General features: G+C 70.6%; 19 protein-coding genes. 8 read left to right on the top strand and 11 right to left on the bottom strand.

Annotation, left to right across the window (positions count from 1 at the left end; translation table 11 throughout):
* Positions 1-35: 35 nt before the first annotated feature.
* Both lysS and ABZ738_RS19315 read right to left on the bottom strand, forming a co-directional pair.
* Positions 36-1,709: a lysine--tRNA ligase gene (lysS, locus tag ABZ738_RS19310; protein WP_357214910.1), complete on the bottom strand. Its 1,674-nt coding sequence runs from the start codon at positions 1,707-1,709 to the stop codon at positions 36-38.
* 120 nt (positions 1,710-1,829) lie between these two features.
* Entirely contained in the window at positions 1,830-3,257 is a 1,428-nt protein-coding gene (locus tag ABZ738_RS19315; protein ID WP_131050860.1) for a condensation domain-containing protein, read from the bottom strand.
* Positions 3,258-3,457: 200 nt separating this feature from the next.
* Between ABZ738_RS19315 and ABZ738_RS19320 the strand changes: the two genes are divergently transcribed.
* Positions 3,458-3,724, top strand: a complete 267-nt coding sequence (locus ABZ738_RS19320; RefSeq protein WP_131050859.1) for an acyl carrier protein — start codon at positions 3,458-3,460, stop codon at positions 3,722-3,724.
* Here ABZ738_RS19320 and ABZ738_RS19325 read toward each other — a convergent pair.
* On the bottom strand, positions 3,703-5,523 hold the full coding sequence (locus ABZ738_RS19325) for an ABC transporter ATP-binding protein (RefSeq protein WP_357214915.1): 1,821 nt from the start codon (positions 5,521-5,523) through the stop codon (positions 3,703-3,705). The two genes, ABZ738_RS19320 and ABZ738_RS19325, sit on opposite strands and share 22 nt — an antisense overlap.
* On the bottom strand, positions 5,520-7,394 hold the full coding sequence (locus ABZ738_RS19330) for an ATP-binding cassette domain-containing protein (RefSeq protein WP_357214918.1): 1,875 nt from the start codon (positions 7,392-7,394) through the stop codon (positions 5,520-5,522). Before ABZ738_RS19330 ends, ABZ738_RS19325 begins: the two co-directional genes overlap by 4 nt.
* Positions 7,395-7,563: 169 nt before the next feature.
* On the opposite strand from ABZ738_RS19330, the gene ABZ738_RS19335 reads away from it, so the two are divergent.
* The 3 genes from ABZ738_RS19335 (at position 7,564) to coaD (ending at position 9,513) form a co-directional block, all read left to right on the top strand.
* A complete protein-coding gene (locus ABZ738_RS19335; protein WP_357215233.1) occupies positions 7,564-8,406 on the top strand; it encodes an ATP-grasp domain-containing protein in 843 nt (280 codons plus the stop codon).
* Positions 8,407-8,524: 118 nt separating this feature from the next.
* A complete protein-coding gene (locus ABZ738_RS19340; protein WP_357214921.1) occupies positions 8,525-9,058 on the top strand; it encodes a DUF6817 domain-containing protein in 534 nt (177 codons plus the stop codon).
* Positions 9,055-9,513: a pantetheine-phosphate adenylyltransferase gene (coaD, locus tag ABZ738_RS19345; protein WP_357214924.1), complete on the top strand. Its 459-nt coding sequence runs from the start codon at positions 9,055-9,057 to the stop codon at positions 9,511-9,513. Before ABZ738_RS19340 ends, coaD begins: the two co-directional genes overlap by 4 nt.
* Here coaD and ABZ738_RS19350 read toward each other — a convergent pair.
* From ABZ738_RS19350 to ABZ738_RS19360, 3 genes are read right to left on the bottom strand one after another with little or no spacing between them, the layout of a single operon-like run.
* Entirely contained in the window at positions 9,491-10,177 is a 687-nt protein-coding gene (locus ABZ738_RS19350) for a GPP34 family phosphoprotein (protein ID WP_357214926.1), read from the bottom strand. The genes coaD and ABZ738_RS19350 overlap by 23 nt on opposite strands.
* A complete protein-coding gene (locus ABZ738_RS19355) occupies positions 10,174-10,893 on the bottom strand; it encodes an ABC transporter permease (protein ID WP_131050856.1) in 720 nt (239 codons plus the stop codon). The genes ABZ738_RS19350 and ABZ738_RS19355 overlap by 4 nt, the downstream gene beginning before the upstream one ends.
* A gap of 25 nt (positions 10,894-10,918) precedes the next feature.
* Positions 10,919-11,800 (bottom strand): ABC transporter ATP-binding protein, encoded by an 882-nt coding sequence (locus ABZ738_RS19360; protein ID WP_131050855.1) that lies wholly within the window; start codon positions 11,798-11,800, stop codon positions 10,919-10,921.
* A gap of 107 nt (positions 11,801-11,907) precedes the next feature.
* Between ABZ738_RS19360 and ABZ738_RS19365 the strand changes: the two genes are divergently transcribed.
* The 3 genes from ABZ738_RS19365 (at position 11,908) to ABZ738_RS19375 (ending at position 15,368) form a co-directional block, all read left to right on the top strand.
* Complete coding sequence (locus ABZ738_RS19365) at positions 11,908-13,056, top strand: histidine kinase (RefSeq protein ID WP_357214930.1); 1,149 nt, start codon at positions 11,908-11,910, stop codon at positions 13,054-13,056.
* Entirely contained in the window at positions 13,053-13,655 is a 603-nt protein-coding gene (locus ABZ738_RS19370) for a response regulator transcription factor (RefSeq protein WP_131050853.1), read from the top strand. The genes ABZ738_RS19365 and ABZ738_RS19370 overlap by 4 nt, the downstream gene beginning before the upstream one ends.
* Before the next feature lie 216 nt (positions 13,656-13,871).
* The gene (locus ABZ738_RS19375) at positions 13,872-15,368 is read left to right on the top strand and encodes an alpha/beta hydrolase (RefSeq protein ID WP_357214934.1); all 1,497 of its coding nucleotides are present in this window, start codon (positions 13,872-13,874) and stop codon (positions 15,366-15,368) included.
* Between the two features lie 269 nt (positions 15,369-15,637).
* Here the strand turns inward: ABZ738_RS19375 and ABZ738_RS19380 are convergent, their stop codons facing one another.
* The 3 genes from ABZ738_RS19380 to ABZ738_RS19390 all read right to left on the bottom strand — a co-directional run bounded on the left by ABZ738_RS19380 (position 15,638) and on the right by ABZ738_RS19390 (position 18,592).
* Entirely contained in the window at positions 15,638-16,879 is a 1,242-nt protein-coding gene (locus tag ABZ738_RS19380) for a hypothetical protein (RefSeq protein ID WP_357214937.1), read from the bottom strand.
* Complete coding sequence (locus ABZ738_RS19385) at positions 16,876-17,229, bottom strand: PadR family transcriptional regulator (RefSeq protein WP_357214940.1); 354 nt, start codon at positions 17,227-17,229, stop codon at positions 16,876-16,878. The genes ABZ738_RS19380 and ABZ738_RS19385 overlap by 4 nt, the downstream gene beginning before the upstream one ends.
* A gap of 160 nt (positions 17,230-17,389) precedes the next feature.
* Positions 17,390-18,592, bottom strand: coding sequence for a helix-turn-helix domain-containing protein (locus tag ABZ738_RS19390; RefSeq protein ID WP_357214943.1), 1,203 nt, complete (start codon positions 18,590-18,592; stop codon positions 17,390-17,392).
* A gap of 428 nt (positions 18,593-19,020) precedes the next feature.
* Between ABZ738_RS19390 and ABZ738_RS19395 the strand changes: the two genes are divergently transcribed.
* Positions 19,021-19,587 (top strand): XRE family transcriptional regulator, encoded by a 567-nt coding sequence (locus tag ABZ738_RS19395; RefSeq protein ID WP_357214946.1) that lies wholly within the window; start codon positions 19,021-19,023, stop codon positions 19,585-19,587.
* Between the two features lie 133 nt (positions 19,588-19,720).
* Here the strand turns inward: ABZ738_RS19395 and ABZ738_RS19400 are convergent, their stop codons facing one another.
* Positions 19,721-20,152: a hypothetical protein gene (locus ABZ738_RS19400; RefSeq protein WP_357214949.1), complete on the bottom strand. Its 432-nt coding sequence runs from the start codon at positions 20,150-20,152 to the stop codon at positions 19,721-19,723.
* Positions 20,153-20,200: the final 48 nt, after the last annotated feature.

Raw genomic sequence — 20,200 nt, forward strand, 5'->3', positions numbered from 1 at the left:
ATGGATGACCGCGATCGACGTCGGTCGACTCCAGGTCACGCCCGGCCGGCGGTCGCGTCGGCCTGCTGCGGGGTGAGTAGCGCCCGGACCTGGTCGGCACCGAGCGCCAGCAACAGGGTCGGCAGTCGAGGGCCGGTGTCCCGGTGCACCAGGAGGCGGTACACGAGACCGAAGAACGCCCGCTGGGCGGCCCGCAGCTCGGGGCTGGGCGCGGTGTCCAGCGGAAGACCGAGCTGCTGCTTCGGCACCCCGTAGACCAGCGCGGTCAGCCCGTCCAGCGTCCAGTTCTCCACGAGCCCGTCGACGAGCAGCCGCAACCCCTCGCGCTGGACCGGATCGAGGGAGGCCAGCAACTCCCGATCCGGCTCGCTCCGCACCTGCGTACGCTCCGCCGGTGACACGTGCGTGGCCACCCAGTCCGCCGCGCGGTCGAGCCGGGGACGCACCTCGTCCAACGAGCCCACCGGATCCTGCGGCGTCATGTCCCGCAGGATCCGCAGCGTCTGCTCCTCGGTGCCGGCGGTGATGTCGTACACCGACGCCAGCGTGCGGAAGGACATCGGCCGCGCGGTCTGCGGCAACTCCACCTCCGCGGTACGCCACGAGCGGTCGAGCACCACTGCGTCGACCTCCGACGCGCTGCCCGCCCGCACCCGCCCCACCAGGGCGTCCCACTCGTCGTAGAGCCGGCTCACCTCCTGGTCGAACGCCACCGTGATCGACTGGTTCGGTCGACGCCGCACGTACAACCAGCGCACCAGGGCCGGCTCCAGGATCCGCAACGCGTCGTCCGGCGTCGGCGCGGCACCGGCGGAACCGCTGAGCTTCGCCGCCCCCTTGGTGCCGACGAACGAGTAGCCGCGATAGACCGGAGCCTTGCCGCCGTACACCCGGTCGACCACCTCGCCGCCGACCGTGTAGCTGGAGCCGGGGGAGGAGTGGTCCACCCCGGCGGCCTCGAACAGGACCTGCTCGTACGCCCACCGCATCGGCCAGTCGACCTTCCAGACCAGCTTGCCCGGGTCCTGCCGGTCCAGCCAGGCCCGGTCGGAGTGCCCACAGACGCAGGTGTACCGGATCTCGGTGGTCTCGTCGTCGAAGGACACGATCGTCGTGTCGTCGCGCCGGCAGACCGCACAGTAGACCTTGTACGGGTAGTAGGTGTCCTGGGCGGTCAGCCCCTCCTCGGACTCGCCCTGGTCGACCTTGGTGCGGTACCTGCCCAGCACCGACCCGATCAGCTCCCGGGCCCGCATGGCCGTGACGACCTGCTCGCGGTACCGGCCACCGGTGTACATGGCGGTCTGCGAGATCTCGTCGACGACCACACCGAGTTGCCGCAACGCCGCCCGGAACGGCGCCTTGAAGTGCTCGGCCCAGTTCTCGTGCTCCCCGCACGGGTCCGGCACCCCGGTCAGCGGGCGGCCGACGTACTCCGCGAAGGACGGGTCGACCCCGGCCGGGACCTTGCGCAGCCGGTCGTAGTCGTCCCAGGAGAGCAGGTGCCGGCTCGGCAACCCGCGCCGACTCACCTCGTCGGCGACGAAGTGCTGGACCATGATCTCGCGCAGGTTACCCAGGTGGATCGGCCCGGACGGACTGATCCCCGAGGCGCAGACGAGCACCGGTGTCCCGGGCCGGCGCTCCCACTCCGCCACCACGTCGTCGGCAACCCGTGCCACCCAGTCGCCGGCATCAACCTCAGCCACCGAACTCCCCTCCAGCCGTGTCGGCCCACCACCTTAGTGCCGGCACTCCGCCGTTGTCCGGACGCACCACGAACACGCTGAGTCGTCGGCGTGCCGGAGCGGCCGGACGGCCGCACGCGGTCAGTCGGACCCGGTCGGACCCGCCGCCGGACGGACGCCGAGGACCTGCCCCGCGTGGCGCATGTCGAGATCGCCGACCGCTGCGGCGACCAGCAACGACTCGATCCCGGCCAGGATCCGCCGGGCGTCCTCGACGCCGAGGTACGCGGTGTCCACCCGCAGTTGCAACGCGGCGGCACCCGACGCGTCCGAGACGCTCAGGAACACGGTCAGGTCCTGCTGCTCCCAACCGGTCACGTACTCGATCCGGGTGTCACGGCACAGCGCGGCGAGATCCTCGGCCAACTCCTGCGGGGCGGACCGCACCTGCGGCAGCCCCGACCACCGCTGCTGCTCCCGGGCGTCGTTGAAGAAGACGCCGACCTGCGGGACGAAACCCCGCCGTGTCGCCACCCGGCGCTGCGCCTCGGCCAGCTCGACGGTGTCGTGGTTGCCGTGCTGATAGGTCAGCAGGGCCTGCCGGTAGCAGCGGGTGACCAGATCCGTGAACGAACCCGTCCCGACGTCGACCCGGAACAGGCCGTTCTGCACCACCGGGCCGATCATCGTCTGCAGTCGGCGTTCCACCCGACCGCCGACGATCAGGGTCAGGAACGCCGGATCGGCACCGGTGTGATGGGAGACCACCGCTGCCTGGGCGGCCAGCAGGACCGCACTGGTGCTCACCCGTTGCCGGTCGGCGAGCAGCTCCGCGGCCACCGCGACGGCCGACGACTCGATGTCGACCTGCACGATCCGCGGTGTGTGCGGCGGCGCGGACGACGGCGGCACGAGCGACTCCGGCACCTCGCCGAGCAGGTCCTCGCGGAACCGCACCGCCCGCCGGCTACGCCTGCGTCCCGGCTCGCTCGCCTCGTACGCGGCCTGATCCAGCGGCTGCCACCGCGACTCGACCGGCTCGACCGGCACCCCCGCCAGAGCGTCGCGCAGCTCCGTCTTCAGCAGGGCCAACCCGATCGCGTCGACGGCCGCGTGCGAGACGTTCAGCACCAGCGCGGCGGGTGTCTCGTCCGCCAGGACCAGGGCGAACCGCACCGGCCACTGCTCGGCCAGGTCGAACACCGTCGCGGTCATCGCCGCGACCAGCTCCTTGGCGTCCTCGATCACCCGATCGGGCGCCGCCGACCAGACCGGCACCGTCAGGGTGCCGGACCCGTCCACCTCCTGCCGCAGACCCGTCGCGTCCATCACCAGCCGGGTGCGGAGCACGTCGACCCGCGCGACGACCTCCTCCAGCGCGCGCCCCACCCCGGCGACCGTGACACCCTCCGGAACCGGCACCATCTCGCGCATCGTGAAGCTCTGCGGCTGATCACCCAACCAGGAGATGACGCCCCAGATCTCCCGCTGCGCCCAGGAGGCCGCCGCCTGCGCCTGCCGTGCCCCCCGCACCGTCACCACGAGATCGTGGCCGGGCTTCCTCTCCATACCGGGATCCCCCGCTCCGGTCTGGGCGGCGGCACCACCTGTCCGGCGGTGCCGCTTATGGCCGGAAGGTAGCCTATGAAGCCACTTCGGCCACTGTCAATATCGTCGGACGTCACGGTGCCACACGGCGCCTCGGTCCATCGACGGCGGGCCATACTGGTTCCGCCCGCGATCGTGGGCGCCCCCGACTGGAGAGCGAGATGACTGAGCTGAGCCCCTCCGCCGCACCGACCGACACCGAACGCCGACTCGTCACCGAGGTGGTCGAGCCCCTTCTCGGATTCACCCCCGACGAGATGAGCCAGGACCTCATCGCGCTGGGCGCCGACAGCATGCAACTGGTCCACATGCTCGCCCAGGCAGAGGACCTCTTCGACGTCGAACTCTCCGCCGTCGAGCTGATGGACAACGTCAGCGTCGCCGGGCTCGCCGCGCTCATCGACCGTCAACGCGCCACCGGCGGCTGATCCTCACCGGACGGACCGTACGCGCGCGCCTGCATCAGGTACAGCTCCGCGTACAGCCCGCCGCTGGCCAGCAACTCGGCGTGTGACCCGGCCTCGCGCACCGTACCGTCCTGGAGCACCACGATCAGATCCACCATCTGCAACGTGGAGAAACGGTGGGAGACGAAGACGGTGATCCCGCCACGTCGCTGTGCCCGCTGGGCCGACTCGGCGTACCGGACGAAGATCGCATGCTCGGCGGCGGCGTCCAACGCCGCCGCCGGCTCGTCCAACGCCAGCAGGAGGGGCTCGATCCGCATCTGGGACCGGGCCAGACCCAACGACTGCCACTGCCCACCCGACAGCTCCTGCCCGTCGGTGAAGCCGGTGCCCAGGTAGCCGTCCAGTCCGCCCTCCACCGCGTCGACGACCCGCTGCGCCCCCGCCGAGTCGATCGCCCGCCGCACCGACTCCTCATCGTCGATCCGCTGCACCGCGCCGATCCCGACGTTCTCCCGCAGCGTCAACTCCAGCCGGGCGAAGTCCTGGAACATCGCCGACGTCCGCGACCGCCACTGCGCGGCATCCACCTCGTCCAGTGCCACGCCGTCGACGAGGATCCGGCCCTGCGTCGGTCGGTACAGGCCGTACAGCAGCTTCACCAGCGTGCTCTTGCCCGCACCGTTCTCACCGACGATCGCCACGGTCTTGCCCGCCGGCAACTCGAAGGTCACGTCCCGCAACACCGGCCGGGTGGCGCCCGGATAGCGGAAACCCACACCATCGAACCGGATGCCCTCGTCCAGCCGGGTCGGTGCCGTCGACCCGCTCGGCTCCGACACCCCGTCCGGCACCACGCTGGCCGCCCGCAGCCACTCCAGCCGGCGCACCGTCGTGCCGAAACCCTGGAGCGTGCCGAGCAGCCCCAGACCGTTGGCGACCTGCAGACTCACCTGCACCGCGAGCGTCACCGCCAACACCACGTCGCCGACGCTGCCCCGACCGTCGGCGACGTCCCGCACCACCAGCCAGAGCGCCGCCCCGTAGCTGAGGGCGAAGAACGCCTGCCCGGCCGCACGGACCGCCGCCCCGCTCGCCTGCGCCCGCCAGACCGTCGACGTCACCGCCGCCATCGTGGCCTGCTGGCGACGCACCAGGTCCGGGCCGGTGCCGAACAGCCGCAACTCCTTGACCGACGACGCCGAGGTGGCGACCTGCAACAGGTGCTGCGAGCGCCGGATCCCCTCCGCCGTGTCGTCCTTGGCCCGGTCCACCAACCGCTGCGCCCGCCGCGCCAACAGCACCGGCGGCACCGCCGCCAGCGGCAGCAGCGCCAACCACGGATTCAACAACCCCAAAAGTACGGTCGTGACCACGAGCTGACCGACCACACCCGCCAGTTGCAGCAGCCCCTCCACCGGAACCTGCATCGGTGAGATGTCGTCCCGCACCACCTGCAGTTCGTCGGCGAACCGGGAGTCGTCGAGCTGGGCCAGGTCCACGCTGCCGTTGGCCCGCTCGATCAACTCGCCGTGCAGCTTCAGCTCCATCAACTCGGCGAGCTCGAAATACTGCAGATGCGCGAAGTGCGCCATCATCAACTCGACGACCAGCACCACGGCCACCGCCGTCGCCAGCGTCACCGCCACGTCCGTCCGCGCCGCCAACGCCGCGTCGACCAGCCGACCGAGCAGCACCGCCACCATCGGCGAGGCCAGATAACCGGCCGCGATCATGACGGCGGCCAACCCCGCCCGCCGCCGGTCGGTCCGCAGCGCCAACACCACCAGGAACCGGGCCGCCCGCCCCAGACCGCTCATCGGCCCGCCTCCGCATCGACGAACCGGTCGGCCTGCAACCGGAACAACTCGGCGTAACTACCCCCGGCGGCCACCAACTCCTCGTGGGTGCCCTGTTCCCGCACCACCCCGTCGGCCACCACCACGATGTGGTCGGCCCGACGGACCGTCGAGAACCGGTGCGAGATGACCACCGTCGTCAACCCCCGGCTGATCTCCAGAAAACGGTCGAAGAAGTCCACTTCGGCGCGGACGTCGAGCTGGCTCGTGGGTTCGTCGAGCACGATCATCGACGCGCCCGCGGCGACCTTGCGCATCGCCCTGGCCAACGCCACCCGCTGCCACTGCCCACCGGAGAGGTCCTGCCCACCGGCGTACCGGTTCGACAGCGTCGTCCGCAGACCGGCGTCGAGCCCCTCGACCACCTCACGTGCCCCCGCCCGGTCCAGCGCCGCCCACAGGGGCGCCTCGTCGTCGGGGTCGGCACCCGCCGCCAGGTCGACGTTCTCCGCCGCGCTCAGCTCCAGCCGGACGAAGTCCTGGAACACCACCGCGATCCGGGACTGCCACTGCGCCACGTCGAACTCGCGCAGATCCCGCCCGTCCACCGTGATCCGGCCCGCCACCGGGTCGTACAACCGGGTCAACAACTTGACCAACGTGGTCTTGCCGGCGCCGTTGAGCCCGACGATCGCCGTCGACCGGCCCGCCGGCAACGTCAGATCCAACCCCCGCAGGACCTCCGCACCCTGCGGGGCGTACCGGAACCGCACCTGCTCGAACCGCACCTCCCGATCCGGGCGACCGGCCGCCGACTCACCGGCCACCGGCGCCGCCAACTCCGCCCGCGACCGGGCCGACCGCGCGAAGTCGGTCATCGCCTCGTACGACTGGAGGCCGTACTGCGTCGGTACGTCGCTCTCCGGGAAGTGCACCCCGAAGCGGATCGGGATCAGCGCCGCCTGCACCGCCAGCCCCAGTTCCAGCACGCTGAGCCGTCCACCGGCGGCGGCCTGCGCGATCAACACGAAGACGACCGTCGCCCCGACCAGGCCGACCGCCGCGTACCCGAGGAACGGCCGCAGGTTGATCCGCCGCCGTCCCGCCCAGAACTGCCGCAGGTAGCCCAGGTACTCCGAGCGGTGCCGCTCCCGGACCCAGCCGATCAGACCGAACACCCGGATCTCCTTGGCGAACGCCGCGCCCGCCGCCATCGACCGCACATAGGACGCGTGCCGCCACGTCGGGAAGAGACCCTTGAGGAACGTCCCGAACCGCCCCAGCGCCCCACGCTGACCGAAGCGCACCACGAGCGCCGTCACTCCGGCCACGACCGCCGCCCACGGCGACAACGCCACCCAGAGCACCACCACCGCCCCGACGAGTTGCCCGTACCGGGGCAGCAACGCCAACGCACCGGCGGCGGCGTCGCCCGGGGTCGGCATGGTCCGGCCGAACGCCTCCCGGGCCCGACTCAGCCGATCCAGTTCCGTCGCGTCCTCCAACGCCGAGATCGGCGCGTCCACCAACGCCGACGTCATCAGGCGGCGCGTGCACCACGCGTCCACCCGCCACGTCACCAGATGCCCCAACGCCGTCTGCGCCGGTGCGAGCACCTGCTGGAGGAAGAAGGCCAGCGCGGCGAGACCCAACGCGAGCACCGTCGCGCTCCACGCCTGCTCGTCGCCACCGATCGCCTCGGCGAGCCGTTGCACCATCACGCTCGTGGCCACGATGAACCCGATCGGCAGCAGACCGAGCAGGACGTTCACCGCGAGGGCCGCGCCCAGCGTCGGCACGCCCGCGTGCGGGAGGAGACGGGCGATGGACAGCCAGCGGTCGAGCCGTGACCGGGCACCACGCCACACCGCCGAGAACCGTGCCATCCGCATCCGAACCTCCGCAGGCGTCGATCGTCGGCCGATCATATCGACGGTCGTATCGATGTGTCGGTGTCGGCTTTGCCTAGCCGTTCGCCGCCCTGGTCACCGGTCGAACGCCTGGGATCGCCGGCGGGAAGGGCCGGTAGCTCCGGTGGGGCAGGATGTGTCCGTGATCCTGATGGTCCCCGCGAATCCGATGCGCCCACGCCAACCCGACGACCACTTCACGCCGGAGGCGCAGGCGGCACGTGCCCTCGGATTCACGGTGGCGGTGGTCGACCATGACGCGTTGGCCCGGGGCGGGGACGCACGTCGGGCGGTCGCCCCGGTCCAGGGCCCCGGCACGGCCGTGTACCGGGGCTGGATGCTGCGCAGCGAGCAGTACGCCACGCTCGCCGAGGCCCTTGCCGAGCGCGGCGTCATCCTGCGGACCGACGCTGCGCAGTACCGGCGGGCGCACGAGTTGCCCGGCTGGTACGCCGCACTCGCTCCGGTCACCCCGCCCTCGGTCTGGACCACGGGCGCGGAGCGGGCCGACTTCGACCGCGCCCGTGTCGCACTGGGCGCGGGACCGGCGGTGCTGCGGGACTACAGCAAGTCGATGAAGCACCACTGGGACGAGGCCGCGTACATTCCCGACCTCGCCGACGGCGCGGCGGCGTGGCGCGTCGCGCGCCGGTTCCTGGAGTTGCGCGACGACGACTTCGTCGGCGGATTCGTGCTGCGACGCTTCGAACACTTCACCTCCGCCGAAGTCCGCACCTGGTGGGTCGACGGCGAGTGCGTCCTCGTCGGACCGCACCCCGACAGCCCCGACGCTGCCGCGACGGCCGACGTCGACCTGGCCATGGTCGCACCGTTGATCGCCGGGCTCGACCTACCCTTCGTCACCGTGGACCTCGCGCTGCGCGCCGACGGCGTGTGGCGGGTCGTCGAACTCGGCGACGGCCAGGTCAGCGACCGCCCCTCCACCGTCGCACCGCAGGCGCTGATCGCGGCCCTGTCCACCCAGGACCGGTGACACTCGTCGACAATCACGCCGGCCGGCCGTACGTCCAGCGGACGCCTGCTATCCCGCTGTGACCAATTGCCCACGGCCAAGGCCGACGGATTCGACAGCCGGCATCTACGGTTGGGCCATGCGCACCGACGGCGGCATGCGGGACTGGCTCCGTGAGCGCGGAGCGGAGCGGATCGCCCATCCCGGCGGCACTCTGTACCCCCACCTGTGCCGAGTGGGTGAACGACTCGCCGCCCTCGGCTGCGGCAGTGACGTGGCGACCGCCGGCCTCACCCATGCCGTCTACGGCACCGACGGGTTCGACCTCAATCTGCTCGATCCGGCCGATCGCGCGGTGCTGCGCGACCTCGTCGGTGCCGACGCCGAGGAGATCGTCTACCTGTACGGTGCCTGCGACCGCAAGCGCACCTGGCCGAAGCTGGCAGAGACCGGCCAGGTGTTCGACCGCTTCACCGGGCAGGTGCTGACGCCGGACGGGGCGCGCCTCCGGGCGCTGGTGGACCTGAGCATCGTCAACGAACTGGACGTCGTCGAGCGCGATCCTGCGGTGGCGGACAGGTCCGGCTCCTATTTCCGGGACCTGTTCGCCTCCTGGGCGCCTCTCGCCTCGGCGCCGGTCATCAGCGACGTACAGCGGGTCCTGCGTCCGTGACGACCGCGCCGTCGACCGTCCGCGTACGCGTGCGAGCCCTCTATCCCGGCAGCTTCGATCCCTTCACCCCGGGGCACCTGAACGTGGTGAGCCGGGCACGTGACCTTTTCGACGAGGTGGTCGTGCTCGTCGCCGTCAACAGCGTCAAACATCCCGACACCGACGAGGGGCAGCGCGCCGCCGCCGTACGGGCCGCACTGCCGGTCGAGTGGACCTCCGTGACCGTGGCGGCCTGGAGCGGCCTCACCTCCACGTACTGCCGTGACCACGGGATCGGGGCGATCGTTCGGGGCGTACGCAACACCAGCGACCTGCAGGCCGAGTGCCGACTCGCGGCGATGAACCAGTCGTTGGGCGTACCCACCGTGTTCCTGCCCGCCCAGCCCGACCTCGCCGCAGTCTCCTCGACCGCGCTGCGCACGCTCGGCGGCCTCAGCTTCGGGGGAGCACGGTGATGGCCGCGACGGTGCTGTTGACGACGGTGGCCGTCACGGTGCGGGTCACGGCCTCCGCTGCGGCGGTGGCGCCCCAGTCCCCCTGTTCGAGCTCCTTCGCCCGGGTGATCACCGGCGACGTCCACGGGATCTCGCGATAGAACTGGGGAAGCGTTCCACTGGCAGAGAGCAGTGCCGCGAGCGCGGCGATCCGGGCCGACGGCTCCGCACCCTCCACGAGGACCTGCCGGACGCCGCCCAGCAGGCGTGCGCGCCGGTCGGTGCCGCCGTCCCTCAGGGTCGTGGAGCGGAACAGTCCGAGCACCTTGCGCTCCTCGTGACGGATGTCGCCACGCCGGACGAGCCTGTCCAGCACCGGCTGCCGCAGGCCGGGTCCCATCGCTGCCAGGACGGTCTGCGCACTGCGCGGCTTGTCCGCGAGGTAGTCCCAGGTCGCCCGCAGGACGTCGTCGGAGGGTACGTGCTCCGCGACGCTGCTGATCCGACCCTTCGCCGTGGTGGCCAGCTGACCGTCGAGCGCGAGGTCGGCGAGGACGGCTCCGGCGAGGACGTAGAAGAGGGTGTTCTCGCCGGCGATGGTGCCGGAACGGGGCTGGAACAGGAGCAGGAGAAGATCCTCGGTCAGGGTCGGCGGGTCCGAGGGCTTCCACGAGTCGATGGTCATCGGCGGGGCTCCCAGCGGAAGAGTCGGGTGGCGAGGGCGACGGCGACGGCGACCCAGCCCAGTGTGGGCGCCAGCAGGAGCAGCGAGTCGGCCACGGCGACGCCGCCGTTCCACGCGTTCACGGTCAGCTCGGTGGCCGCGCCGCCGGGCAGCAGCCGCTTGAGCCAGGCGAGGTCCGCCGTGCCGGTGATGCCCACCCAGCTTGCCACGGCGATCACGCCGAGGGTGACGGGAAGCGTGGTGACCTGGGCGTGCTCGGGGGAGTTCGTCAGTCCTGCGGTCGCCAGCGCCAGGCCGACCATCATGGCGAGGGTGGCGATGGTCGCCACCCCGAGCAGCAGGACGTCGGAGGGCTGACCGGCGACGACGGCCAGGGCGATCAGGATCGCGGTCACCTGGAGCACGGCGAGGACGACGACGGGCAGCAACAGACCGGCGAGGATGCCGGCGTCGCTCTCGGCGGTGGAGCGCAACCGCTTGAGGAACAGGTTCTGCCGCCGCGAGGCCAGGGTGGTGACGGCGGTGGCGTAGAGCCCGAACGCGGCCACGGTGAACATCACGATCGCCGCGATGTAGCCGAGGCTGCCGATGGCGGCGAAGGTCTCGTGCTGGCGGACGAAGAACACGCAGACCGCGACCGGGACGACGAGGCTGGTGATCAGGACCAGCCGGTTGCGGAAGATCTGGATCAGCTCGCTGGACGCGATGGCCAACATGGTGACACTCCTGTCGAAGGGGGGATCAGCTACCGAGGGCGCGGAACACGTCGTCGAGCCGGGTCGGCCCGGCCGTGAGGTCCCGCAGCTCCACGGCGTGTTCCTCGGCCCACCGCAGCAGCACGTGCAGGTCCTTCTGCAGGGCGAAGGTCTCGACCACGACCGTGCCGTCGGCGTCGACGACCGCTGCCAGCGGCAGCGCCGGCACCGCCGTGGGCAGGGTGAAGCGGATGACCGCGGGCAGGGTACGGGTCAGTTCGGTGACGCTGCCCTCGCGGTGCAGGCGACCCTGGTGCATCAACCCGATCCGGTCGGCGCGCTGCTGCGCCTCCTCCAGGTAGTGCGTGGTGAGCACGATCGTGGCACCGTTCTCCCGCATCCGGTCCACCGTCGCCCAGACGTCGTCGCGGGACTGGATGTCCAGGCCCGTCGTCGGCTCGTCCAGGAACATCAGCTCCGGGGTGCCGTAGGCGGCGGTGGCGAAGTCGAGTCGCCGTTTCTCACCGCCGGAGAGCTGGGACACCCGCCGACCGGCCCGATCGGTGAGGTCCACCAGGTCGAGCAGCCGGTCGACGTCGTCCGTACGCCGGGTGAGCCGGCCGACCAGCCCGACGGACTCGCGGACCGTGAGGTCCGGGGAGAATCCGCTCTCCTGGAGCATCACGCCCATTCGGGGACGTACCGCGCGGCGGTCCTGCGGGCTGTGCCCGAAGACGCGCACGGTGCCGGAGGTCGGCTTCCGGTGCCCCTCGACGACCTCCAGGGTCGAGGTCTTCCCGGCTCCGTTGGTGCCGAGCAGTGCGTAGAGTTCTCCGCGCCGCACCTGGAAGGAGAGGTCCCGCACGGCGTGGAAGTCGCCGTAGGTCAGGTTGAGGCGCTCGACGTCGATGACTGGTGTGCTGGACATGCCTCCATGACAGCGCGGATCGTCGGGACCCGTCAGTGCGCGCACGTCATGACCGGATGTGACGTGGTGTCACTGGTCAGGCCCGGTCACTGCCGGATACTGGGATGGTGACAGCAAGATCGGCGCGCTTCACCGAGTCGACGCGGGGACGGCTGCGCCGGATCAACCTCATCACCTCACTCCCGCCGGTGGTGTTCGCCGCGCTGCTCCTGCTGTACCTCGACTCGCGTACCTGGTGGCACGCTCTCGTCCTGGCCCCGGGGGTGGTGGCGGCCCTGGTCGCCTTCGAACGGTGGACCGCCGACGACCTCGCGCGGGTCGCCCTGCCGTGCCTGGTCGTCGCGGCAGCGGTGTGGCCGGTCGGTGCGTTGGTCACCGGCAGTCCGAACGCCTGGTGGGGGGTCTGCGCGGTGGGCTCCCTCGCCCTGCGCGAGGTGCGACGGCGCGTGCTGGCGGCGGTCGCGCTGCTGGCCTACGTCGCCGCCGTCGGTGCGACACGACTCCTGGTGGAGCGCGACGACGTCCGCCAGGTCCTGGTCGCCTACGTCCTCGTCCCGGCCGCCCTCACCGTCGTCGTGACGCTGATGACGGTGGTGGGGGAGCGGTTCTACGACCTGATCCGGGAACTCGAACAGACTCGGGAACGCGAGGCGGAGTTGGCGGTCGTGCGGGAACGGTTCCGCTTCGCCAGCGACCTGCACGACATCCAGGGCCACACCCTGCACGTGGTCAAACTGAAGATCGCGTTGGCGCAGAAGCTGCTGGTCCGCGACACCGTCCGGGCGGAGAAGGAACTGCGGGAGACGTACGCGCTGGTCAGCGACACCATCGCGCAGACCAAGGAACTCGCCCACGCGCAACGGCGGCTCAACCTCACCGCGGAGATCGAGAACGCGAAGAACCTCTTCGAGGCCGCCGGCATCCGGGTCCGGGTGACCCGGGAGGGCGAGGTCGACAACCGGGTCGGCGAGCTGCTCGGCCAGGTGTTGCGCGAGACGACCACCAACATCCTGCGGCACGCGCAGGCGACCCAGGTCCAGATCACCCTCTCCGCGTCGGGCATCACCATCGTCAACGACGGCGCGACCGGCGACGAACCCACCGAACTCAGCGGCCTCTCCGTCCTCGGTCAGCGGGTGGCGGACGACGGAGGCGAGTTGACCGTGCGACAGCAGGACGGGCGGTTCCGGACCGCCGCGACGTTCCCGACGGCTCACGCCGGCACCCCCTCGACCATGGGCAGGGATGACCGATGACCACCATCGTGCTCGCCGACGACGAGGTGCTGCTGCGGACGGCCCTGGCCGCACTGCTGCCGCTGGAGGGAGACATCACCGTCCTGGCCGAGGCGCACGACGGCCGGTCCGCCGTCGAGGCCACCCTGCGGCACCGGCCCGACGTCCTCGTCATCGACCTGGAGATGCCCGGCGTCGACGGCCTCGGCGCGGTCGCGGAGATCCGGCGTACGCTCCCGGACCAGGTGGTCCTCATGCTGACCCGGCACGCCCGTCCCGGCGTACTGCGCAAGGCGCTGCGGCTCGGCGTCCAGGGCTTCGTCAGCAAGTCCGCCGAACCGGCCCACATCACCTCGGTCGTGGCCACCCTGCACGCGGGCAAACGGTGGATCGACCCGGACGTGTCGGCACTGGCCATCACCGAGGACTGCCCCCTGACCGAACGCGAGGCCGACGTGCTGCGGGTCACCGGCGAGGGCTACTCGGTCGCCGACATCGCCGTCCGACTGCACCTGGCGCCCGGGACCGTCCGCAACTACCTCTCCAACGCGATGCGCAAGACCCAGACCCGGACCCGCCACGAGGCGGCCCGGTACGCCCGCGAACACGACTGGCTGTGAGCCGCGTCAGCTCGTAGCGGTACGCCCGCACTGACATCCCGACCCGAAAGCGGTGACGTGGCGTCACTGTCTGCGGCGGACGGGGCTTGTTGTCATCGAGGTAGGTCCATCGCGGCGGACGGCGAAGGAGCCCGACGCGTCTCCCGCCCGACCGTGCCCCACGGCACCGTGGCCGTACCCGGTGGACCACCCCCGACGACGACAGGAGACCTGGACGTGAGACGACAGCGTGGCATCGCCCTGATCGGGATGCTCGGCCTGGTCGGTGCCCTGGCAGCGGTCGTCCCGGCGACCGCCGGCGAATCGACGGGCGGCAGACCGCCGACCGGACCACAGTGGACGGCGTGCCCGGCGGACGTGGTGGTGCCGCCGACGGTGCAGACACAGGTGCAGTGCGCGACGGTGCCCGTCCCACTGGACTACGGCGACCCGGACGGCACGCGGATCGAGCTCATGATCTCGCGGATCGCGAGCACGAAGCCGGAGAAGCGGCGCGGCGTGCTGATGTTCAACCCGGGCGGGCCGGGTGGCACCGGCCTGGACCAGCCGGGGTTCCTCATCGGGCAGGGCCTGCCGGCCAGCGTCGTGGACGCCTACGACCTGATCGGAATGGACACCCGGGGCGTCGGGCACTCGACGCCGATGAGCTGCGGGTTCACCGCCACCGATGCCTACTGGGCGAACATCCCGCCGTACGCCGTCGACGATGCGGACGTCATCCGACAGGCGGCGATCGCCGAGGAGGTCGCCGCCCGCTGTGCGGCGAACGACCCCGAAGGGCGGCTGCGACATCTGACCACCGCCAACATGGCCCGCGACCTGGATCGGATCCGCGCCGCGCTCGGCGAGACGAAGGCCAGCTTCTACGGGGCGTCCTACGGCTCGGCGCTGGGTGCGGCGTACGCCTCGATGTTCCCGGCCACCACCGACCGGATCGTGCTGGACAGCAACATCGGCGACACCCACCTCGACCGGGACGGACTGCGCCGGTTCGCGCTCGGCATGGAGCAGACCTTCCCCGACTTCGCGACGTGGGCGGCGGCACGGCACGACTCCTACGGGCTGGGCCGCACGCCGCAACAGGTACGCAGGACCTACTTCGCCATCGCCGAACGGCTCGACCGGACGCCGTCACCCGACGGGCTCACCGGCCCCATCTTCCGCTACCTGACCTTCGCCCACCTCTACGGAAAGATGCAGTACGGCAACCTGGCCCGGACCTGGCAGGCGTACCTCGACCCGTCGCAGGTGCCGCAGCCGACGACGACGGAAACGCCCAGCCCGACCGACAACGCCTTCACCGTCTTCCTCGCCGTGACCTGCAACGACGTCGCGTGGCCCGAGGACGTGGACACCTACCGCCGCGCCGTGGCCGAGGACCGCAAGCAGTATCCGCTGTTCGGTGCCGCCAGTGCGAACATCACCCCCTGCGCCTACTGGACGCACGAGCCGTCCGAACCGCCCGTCGCGATCAGCACCGAGGGACCGCGCAACGTGCTGATCCTGCAGAACCGACAGGACCCGGTCACCCCGTTGGCGGGTGGCAAGCTGCTGCGCGAGAAGTTCGGGCAGCGTGCGCGACTGGTGACCGCCAACGAGAGCGGGCACGGCGTCTACGTGCTCAGCGGCAACGCCTGCGCCCTGAACCTGACCACGTCGTACCTGGTCCACGGCACGATGCCGACCACCGACAGAACCTGCCCGCGCGGCTGACCGCATGCAAGGAGGGGACCCCTGCTAACGCCTCGTGTATAGCAGGGGTCCCTTCCTAACATCCGGGTGAGTGAGTCGGAGCAGATTCTGCGCACCGAGAACGCCCTGTAACCCGTCAGAAGTCGTGAGCTTCCCGCGTGCCGATGCCGGCACCCGGGAAGCCCGTCAACCCGCATGTCAGAGCAGGTGGAGACTGCTGCTGGTCGTACCGAGGCAGCGCACCGTCTGCATCTGACGGTGATGTCGGCGGTCACCTACTCATTGGAACCTCAGGTGGTGAGACCCGGCCGGTCGTCCGTACCACCGGGTTGGGGATGCGGTGGTGCGGCGGACGGTCTGGTCCGCCCCAGGTGCACCGTCCACACGATCGCCATGAGCACCGCGATGACGACCAGTTCCCGGCCGAACCCTGTGCAGGCGACCGTACTGATCGCCACCAGCCCGAACGTCGCGAGCACGATTGGACTGCTGACGCGTGGGACCGGGGACGGGCGGGACGACGGTCCTGCGCGGTGCGGGCGGCACAGGGCCAGGATCACGACCGCGACGACAGCGGCGAGCATCGTCGGCGCGAGCAGGAGTTGGCCTTCGTCGCCGAGAACCGTCCACGACCAGATCGGTCCCTCGCTGACGGCGAAACCTCGGTCGACGACGGCGACGTAGTCCCGTACGGCTAGAAAGACCATGATCGCGGCGCTCCCGCCGGCCACGACGGCCAGCAGGGCGAGAACACCGCTGGCCGCCGGATGGTGCTCCGAGCGGCGGCTCGCCCAGCCGGCCAGCAGCCAGCCGATCGCGGTGCCGAGCAGCCCGCCGGCCGCGAATGCGGCGGGCAGCGAGGCCGGCTCGGCCCGGCGTACCGAGACCTCGAACCAACCACCGTCTGCCGGCTCCAGGGACCGGTGGTTGTTGGAGAAGGTCAGCACCCAGCCGTCCTTTGCGGCGGTCAGGGTCTCGGCGGTACGCAGATCGGTGTGACCCGCGACGGAGGTCGGCCCGAGCCGCCAGCCGGCGGCGGATAGTCGGTCGCCGACTTCGGCGTCATAGGTGCGCAGGTCAGGAATCGGAGTGACATGTTCGCTCTGGTAGCGGACCTGGCTGAATTGGGCCTCGCCGTTACCGTTGACGAAGACCCTGTCGTGCCGCTCCAGTGTGGGAGCCACGACCCCCGGGGTGACCAGGTCGGCGATGTCGGCCATCTCCGTCGTGGTGGGCAGTGACCGGTCGGCCTCGCCGACGAGGCGGGCGGCGAGCGACGCGGTCACGAAGCCGCTGAGCAGCGCGACGACGACAGCGACGAGGACCACCGCCCGGCTGCCCGGTCGTCCCAGCCGCGCTCGCGGCGCGTGCCGGAGCACGTCAAGGATCTCCCGGACGGCAGGTCTGCGGCGTCCTGCCTCCTCGGCGGCCAGGAGCATCGTGTCGAGCAGTTCGGCGCGGCGAGGCCCGGGCGGGTAGGCGCGCGCGAGAAGACGGTAGCGCCGGTGCGTCGCCGCTCTCGTCGTGTTCACCCGAACGTCACCGTCGCCGGCCCGGCGGGCGGACGCAGGGTGTCCAGCAGCCGGGTGGCGGTCTGCACGTTGCGACTGAGTCGTTGCGTCTCCACAGTCAACGCGGTGCCACCCTCCTCGGTCAGCCGGTAGTAGCGGCGGAGCCGTCCGTCCACGGCCTCCTCCCGGTCGACCTCCACCAGGCCCTCGGCGGCCAGCCGGTCCAGCGCTGCGTAGAGCGTGGCCGGCAGCAGCCGGGTCTCACCACCGGACAGCTTCGCTACCTGCTGGATCACGCCGTATCCGTGGCGGGGCTGCTCCACCAGGGCGGTCAGGATCCAGAACGTCGGTTCTCGCATCGGACGTGTCACGCGATGGGATATACAAATCATTTGACTATAAAGCCAGAGTGGATGAACGGCGTGCCGCCGCCCGACCGGAACGTCGACGGATGTAAGGAAGGGACCCGTACTAGCGCCTCGTGTATAGGAAGGGTCCCCTCCTTACATCGGGGGCGGCGAGCCGCGCAGGTCAGGGCTGTCGGGTCAGGCCGACGACGGCGGCCAGTCGCGCGACGTCGGCCGGTGCGGGCCCGCGCTGGATGATCTCGGCGAGGAGGGTACGCGCGACGGGGCGGCTGCGGACCTCGGCGGGCGCGATGCTGTCGGCGTCGAGCAGTACGTGTCCGGCTCGGCCGGGATCGCCGACGTCGAGGTGGGCGCGTGCGGCGTCGACCAGATGGGCGGCGCGATGCTCGGGGGGCAGTCGTGGCCAGTCGTCGCTGGCGAGGGCGCGTTCGTGTCGCCGGACGGCTTCGACGGTGTCGCCGAGGCGATGGGCGGCGAGGCAGCGTGCCACCTGGACGGCGACCGCCCCGAAGCCGGTGTGATACCCGTCGGTGTGGTCGAGGGGGCCTTCAGCGAGAACGGCGGCGTGGTCGAGCAGGTCGTGGGCGTTGCGACGGTCGCCGTCACCGGCGGCGGCGAGCCCGGCCTGGAGGAACAGGGTGCCGCGTACGGTGTCGTCGTCGGTGGTGTCCGCCGCCGTGAGTGCGGCGGTGAGCGCGAGTCGGTGGTGGCCGAGGGCGCGTAGCGCCTGGGCGACGCCGATGGTGGCGCTGGCGGCGAGGGTGGGGTCACCGGCGGCGGTGGCGACGGCCCGGTCGGCGGCGAGCCAGGCGAGGTCGGCGTGATCGAGTTTGACCAGTACGGCGGCGGTGATCCGGTAGGTCGACGCCAGCAGACTCCGAAGACCGTGGGTCGCGTCGAGCAGGCCGGGCAGGGTTCCCACGAGTTGCGGGTACCGGCCGTGCTGGTAACTCATCCAGGCGTGCGCGACCTGTCGACCGGCCTGCTGCGCCGTGACCGTGCGCTCCGGCTGGTGCTGGTAGCAGGCCAGAGCAGCCCGGATCGCGTCGACACCGTCCAGGCATAGTGTCGTGGGTGGCGGCCGGCGGGGGCCGAGGAGCATCTCCGGATCGAGGCGCAGCGCGTCGGCGATCTCCTGGATCACCGAGTACCGGTCGAGTTGACGTACGCCGCGTTCGACCTTGTCGACCCAACTCTTCGACTTGCCGAGCCGATCCGCGAACGCCTGCTGGGTCATGCCCCGGTGCGCCCGCAGCTCGGCCACCCGCCGCCCGAGGGGTACGGAGTTGTGGTCACGCCGGTGGCTCATCTGCTGCCGCCGGTCGGGGGCATGGCGTCGGTCGACTCCCCACAGCGCGGGCACCACCGCGACTTCACCCGAAACGCGAACAGCCCGAGCAGGAAACCCGGCACCAGCCCGCCGAAAATGACCGATATAGCCATGTGAGCCACGGTTCCCCTTGCATATCGAGTGTGCTGGGAGCAGGGAAGGTGCCGAGCCTCTACCCCTCAACCTGACGGCGAGCGCCGCCATATGCGAAAGGTTGCCGGTGCGTCACGGACGGTTGCACCGCAAGCGTGAGACTATGCGGGGACGTCTTCGAAAGGTCCCCTGCTGTGGCGCGGAACGATGAACTGAGGAGAGCGATGTCGGCGGCCGGATTTACGGCTGCTGACCTCGCTGAACGGTGCGATGTAGACGCAAAGACCGTGGAGCGGTGGGTGAGCCGGGGACGTGTGCCGCATCCTCGTTCGAGAGTGCGGGCAGCCGAGGTGTTGAGCGAAGATGTGAGCATGCTGTGGCCCGACATCATCCGGCGCGCTGCGAAGCTTGGGACTGACCGTGAACTGGTCGGCATGTATCCACGCCGGGCCGACCTACCCCGGTCGATCTTTCGCGAAGCGATCGCGCGTGCCGACTCCCGGTTGTGGTTCGGTGGCTACACCAGCTACTTCGTGTGGCTGGAAGTGCCCGATGGTGCCGCAGTCCTCGCAACCAAGGCCAAGGCCGGGGCTGACGTGCGATTCCTGCTCGGCGATCCGGACAGTCCGGTCACGGCTGAACGAGATCGGCTGGAAGCGACCCCGCTCACCCTGGCGACGCGCATTGCGATGACACGAGCTGAGATCAGCAAGGTCGACGCAGGGGTTCCGGTCCGGTTGTCCGATCGTCATGTCGCCATGTCCGTGTGGATCTTCGATGACGAGGCCATCGTCGCCACCCACATCGGTGCGGGGCTCGGGCAGGACTCTGTCACGCTGCACCTGCGGCGTGCGCAGGACGGCGGAGTGTTCGACCGGTACGTGGAGCACTTTGAGTCACTGTGGTCCGACGGAAGCCCCGCCGGCTCGCAGAGCTGAGGGAAGTCCACTTCTGCCAAGCAGGACGGACCGACGCTGGGCTGCATCAATGCGTGGGACCGCGAGCCGTCAGCCGTCTACGCATTGGGGTGCTACCGCACCGAAGGAGGATCGATCAGTCGGTGATCTTGCCTTACGGCAGGTGCTCGGCGGCGAGCTGCTCGGCCTCGGCCACGAACTCGTCCAGCTCGATCGGGGTCAGGTTCGACTCAAGGAGAATCTGTCCGAGGACGAAGATCTCGATTCCCAGCACGGTCTCGGGAGGGAGGTTGTCGATCAGTTCCGGCTCTCCCACAGCGGCCCGGATGACGCCTTCCACCTCAAGGGCGGGTGGGGTCGCACCCTGCCGGTACTGGAAACGAGCTGACGACACGAAGGCGGCAATGTCGGTCGGGGTGGCGTTGGCCCCGAGGTGCCGATGAACCGCAAGCGCGAAAGCAGCCTCGATCAGCCGTAGGCTGCCGGGTAGGCCGTGTTGCCTGATGTCGGCTGCCACGGCGTCGGCGGCATCCCAGTCGGCCCTGGCGAGAGCCCGAATCAGGTCGCTCAGCGGATTAACGTCCACGTCTTCTGAACCTCGCTATCCGTTCGCTGATCACCGCAGTGACCCTAT

This window comes from Micromonospora sp. NPDC047793, assembly GCF_040642635.1.
Classification (GTDB): Bacteria; Actinomycetota; Actinomycetes; order Mycobacteriales; family Micromonosporaceae; genus Micromonospora.

What these genes read in the sequence shown, in the direction of transcription:
- ABZ738_RS19315 (WP_131050860.1), bottom strand. Translation starts at nt 3,257, where the DNA reads ATGGAGAGGAAGCCCGGCCACGATCTCGTGGTGACGGTGCGGGGGGCA.
- ABZ738_RS19320 (WP_131050859.1), top strand. Translation starts at nt 3,458, where the DNA reads ATGACTGAGCTGAGCCCCTCCGCCGCACCGACCGACACCGAACGCCGA.
- ABZ738_RS19325 (WP_357214915.1), bottom strand. Translation starts at nt 5,523, where the DNA reads ATGAGCGGTCTGGGGCGGGCGGCCCGGTTCCTGGTGGTGTTGGCGCTG.
- ABZ738_RS19330 (WP_357214918.1), bottom strand. Translation starts at nt 7,394, where the DNA reads ATGCGGATGGCACGGTTCTCGGCGGTGTGGCGTGGTGCCCGGTCACGG.
- ABZ738_RS19335 (WP_357215233.1), top strand. Translation starts at nt 7,564, where the DNA reads ATGGTCCCCGCGAATCCGATGCGCCCACGCCAACCCGACGACCACTTC.
- ABZ738_RS19340 (WP_357214921.1), top strand. Translation starts at nt 8,525, where the DNA reads ATGCGCACCGACGGCGGCATGCGGGACTGGCTCCGTGAGCGCGGAGCG.
- ABZ738_RS19350 (WP_357214926.1), bottom strand. Translation starts at nt 10,177, where the DNA reads ATGACCATCGACTCGTGGAAGCCCTCGGACCCGCCGACCCTGACCGAG.
- ABZ738_RS19355 (WP_131050856.1), bottom strand. Translation starts at nt 10,893, where the DNA reads ATGTTGGCCATCGCGTCCAGCGAGCTGATCCAGATCTTCCGCAACCGG.
- ABZ738_RS19360 (WP_131050855.1), bottom strand. Translation starts at nt 11,800, where the DNA reads ATGTCCAGCACACCAGTCATCGACGTCGAGCGCCTCAACCTGACCTAC.
- ABZ738_RS19370 (WP_131050853.1), top strand. Translation starts at nt 13,053, where the DNA reads ATGACCACCATCGTGCTCGCCGACGACGAGGTGCTGCTGCGGACGGCC.
- ABZ738_RS19395 (WP_357214946.1), top strand. Translation starts at nt 19,021, where the DNA reads ATGCTGTGGCCCGACATCATCCGGCGCGCTGCGAAGCTTGGGACTGAC.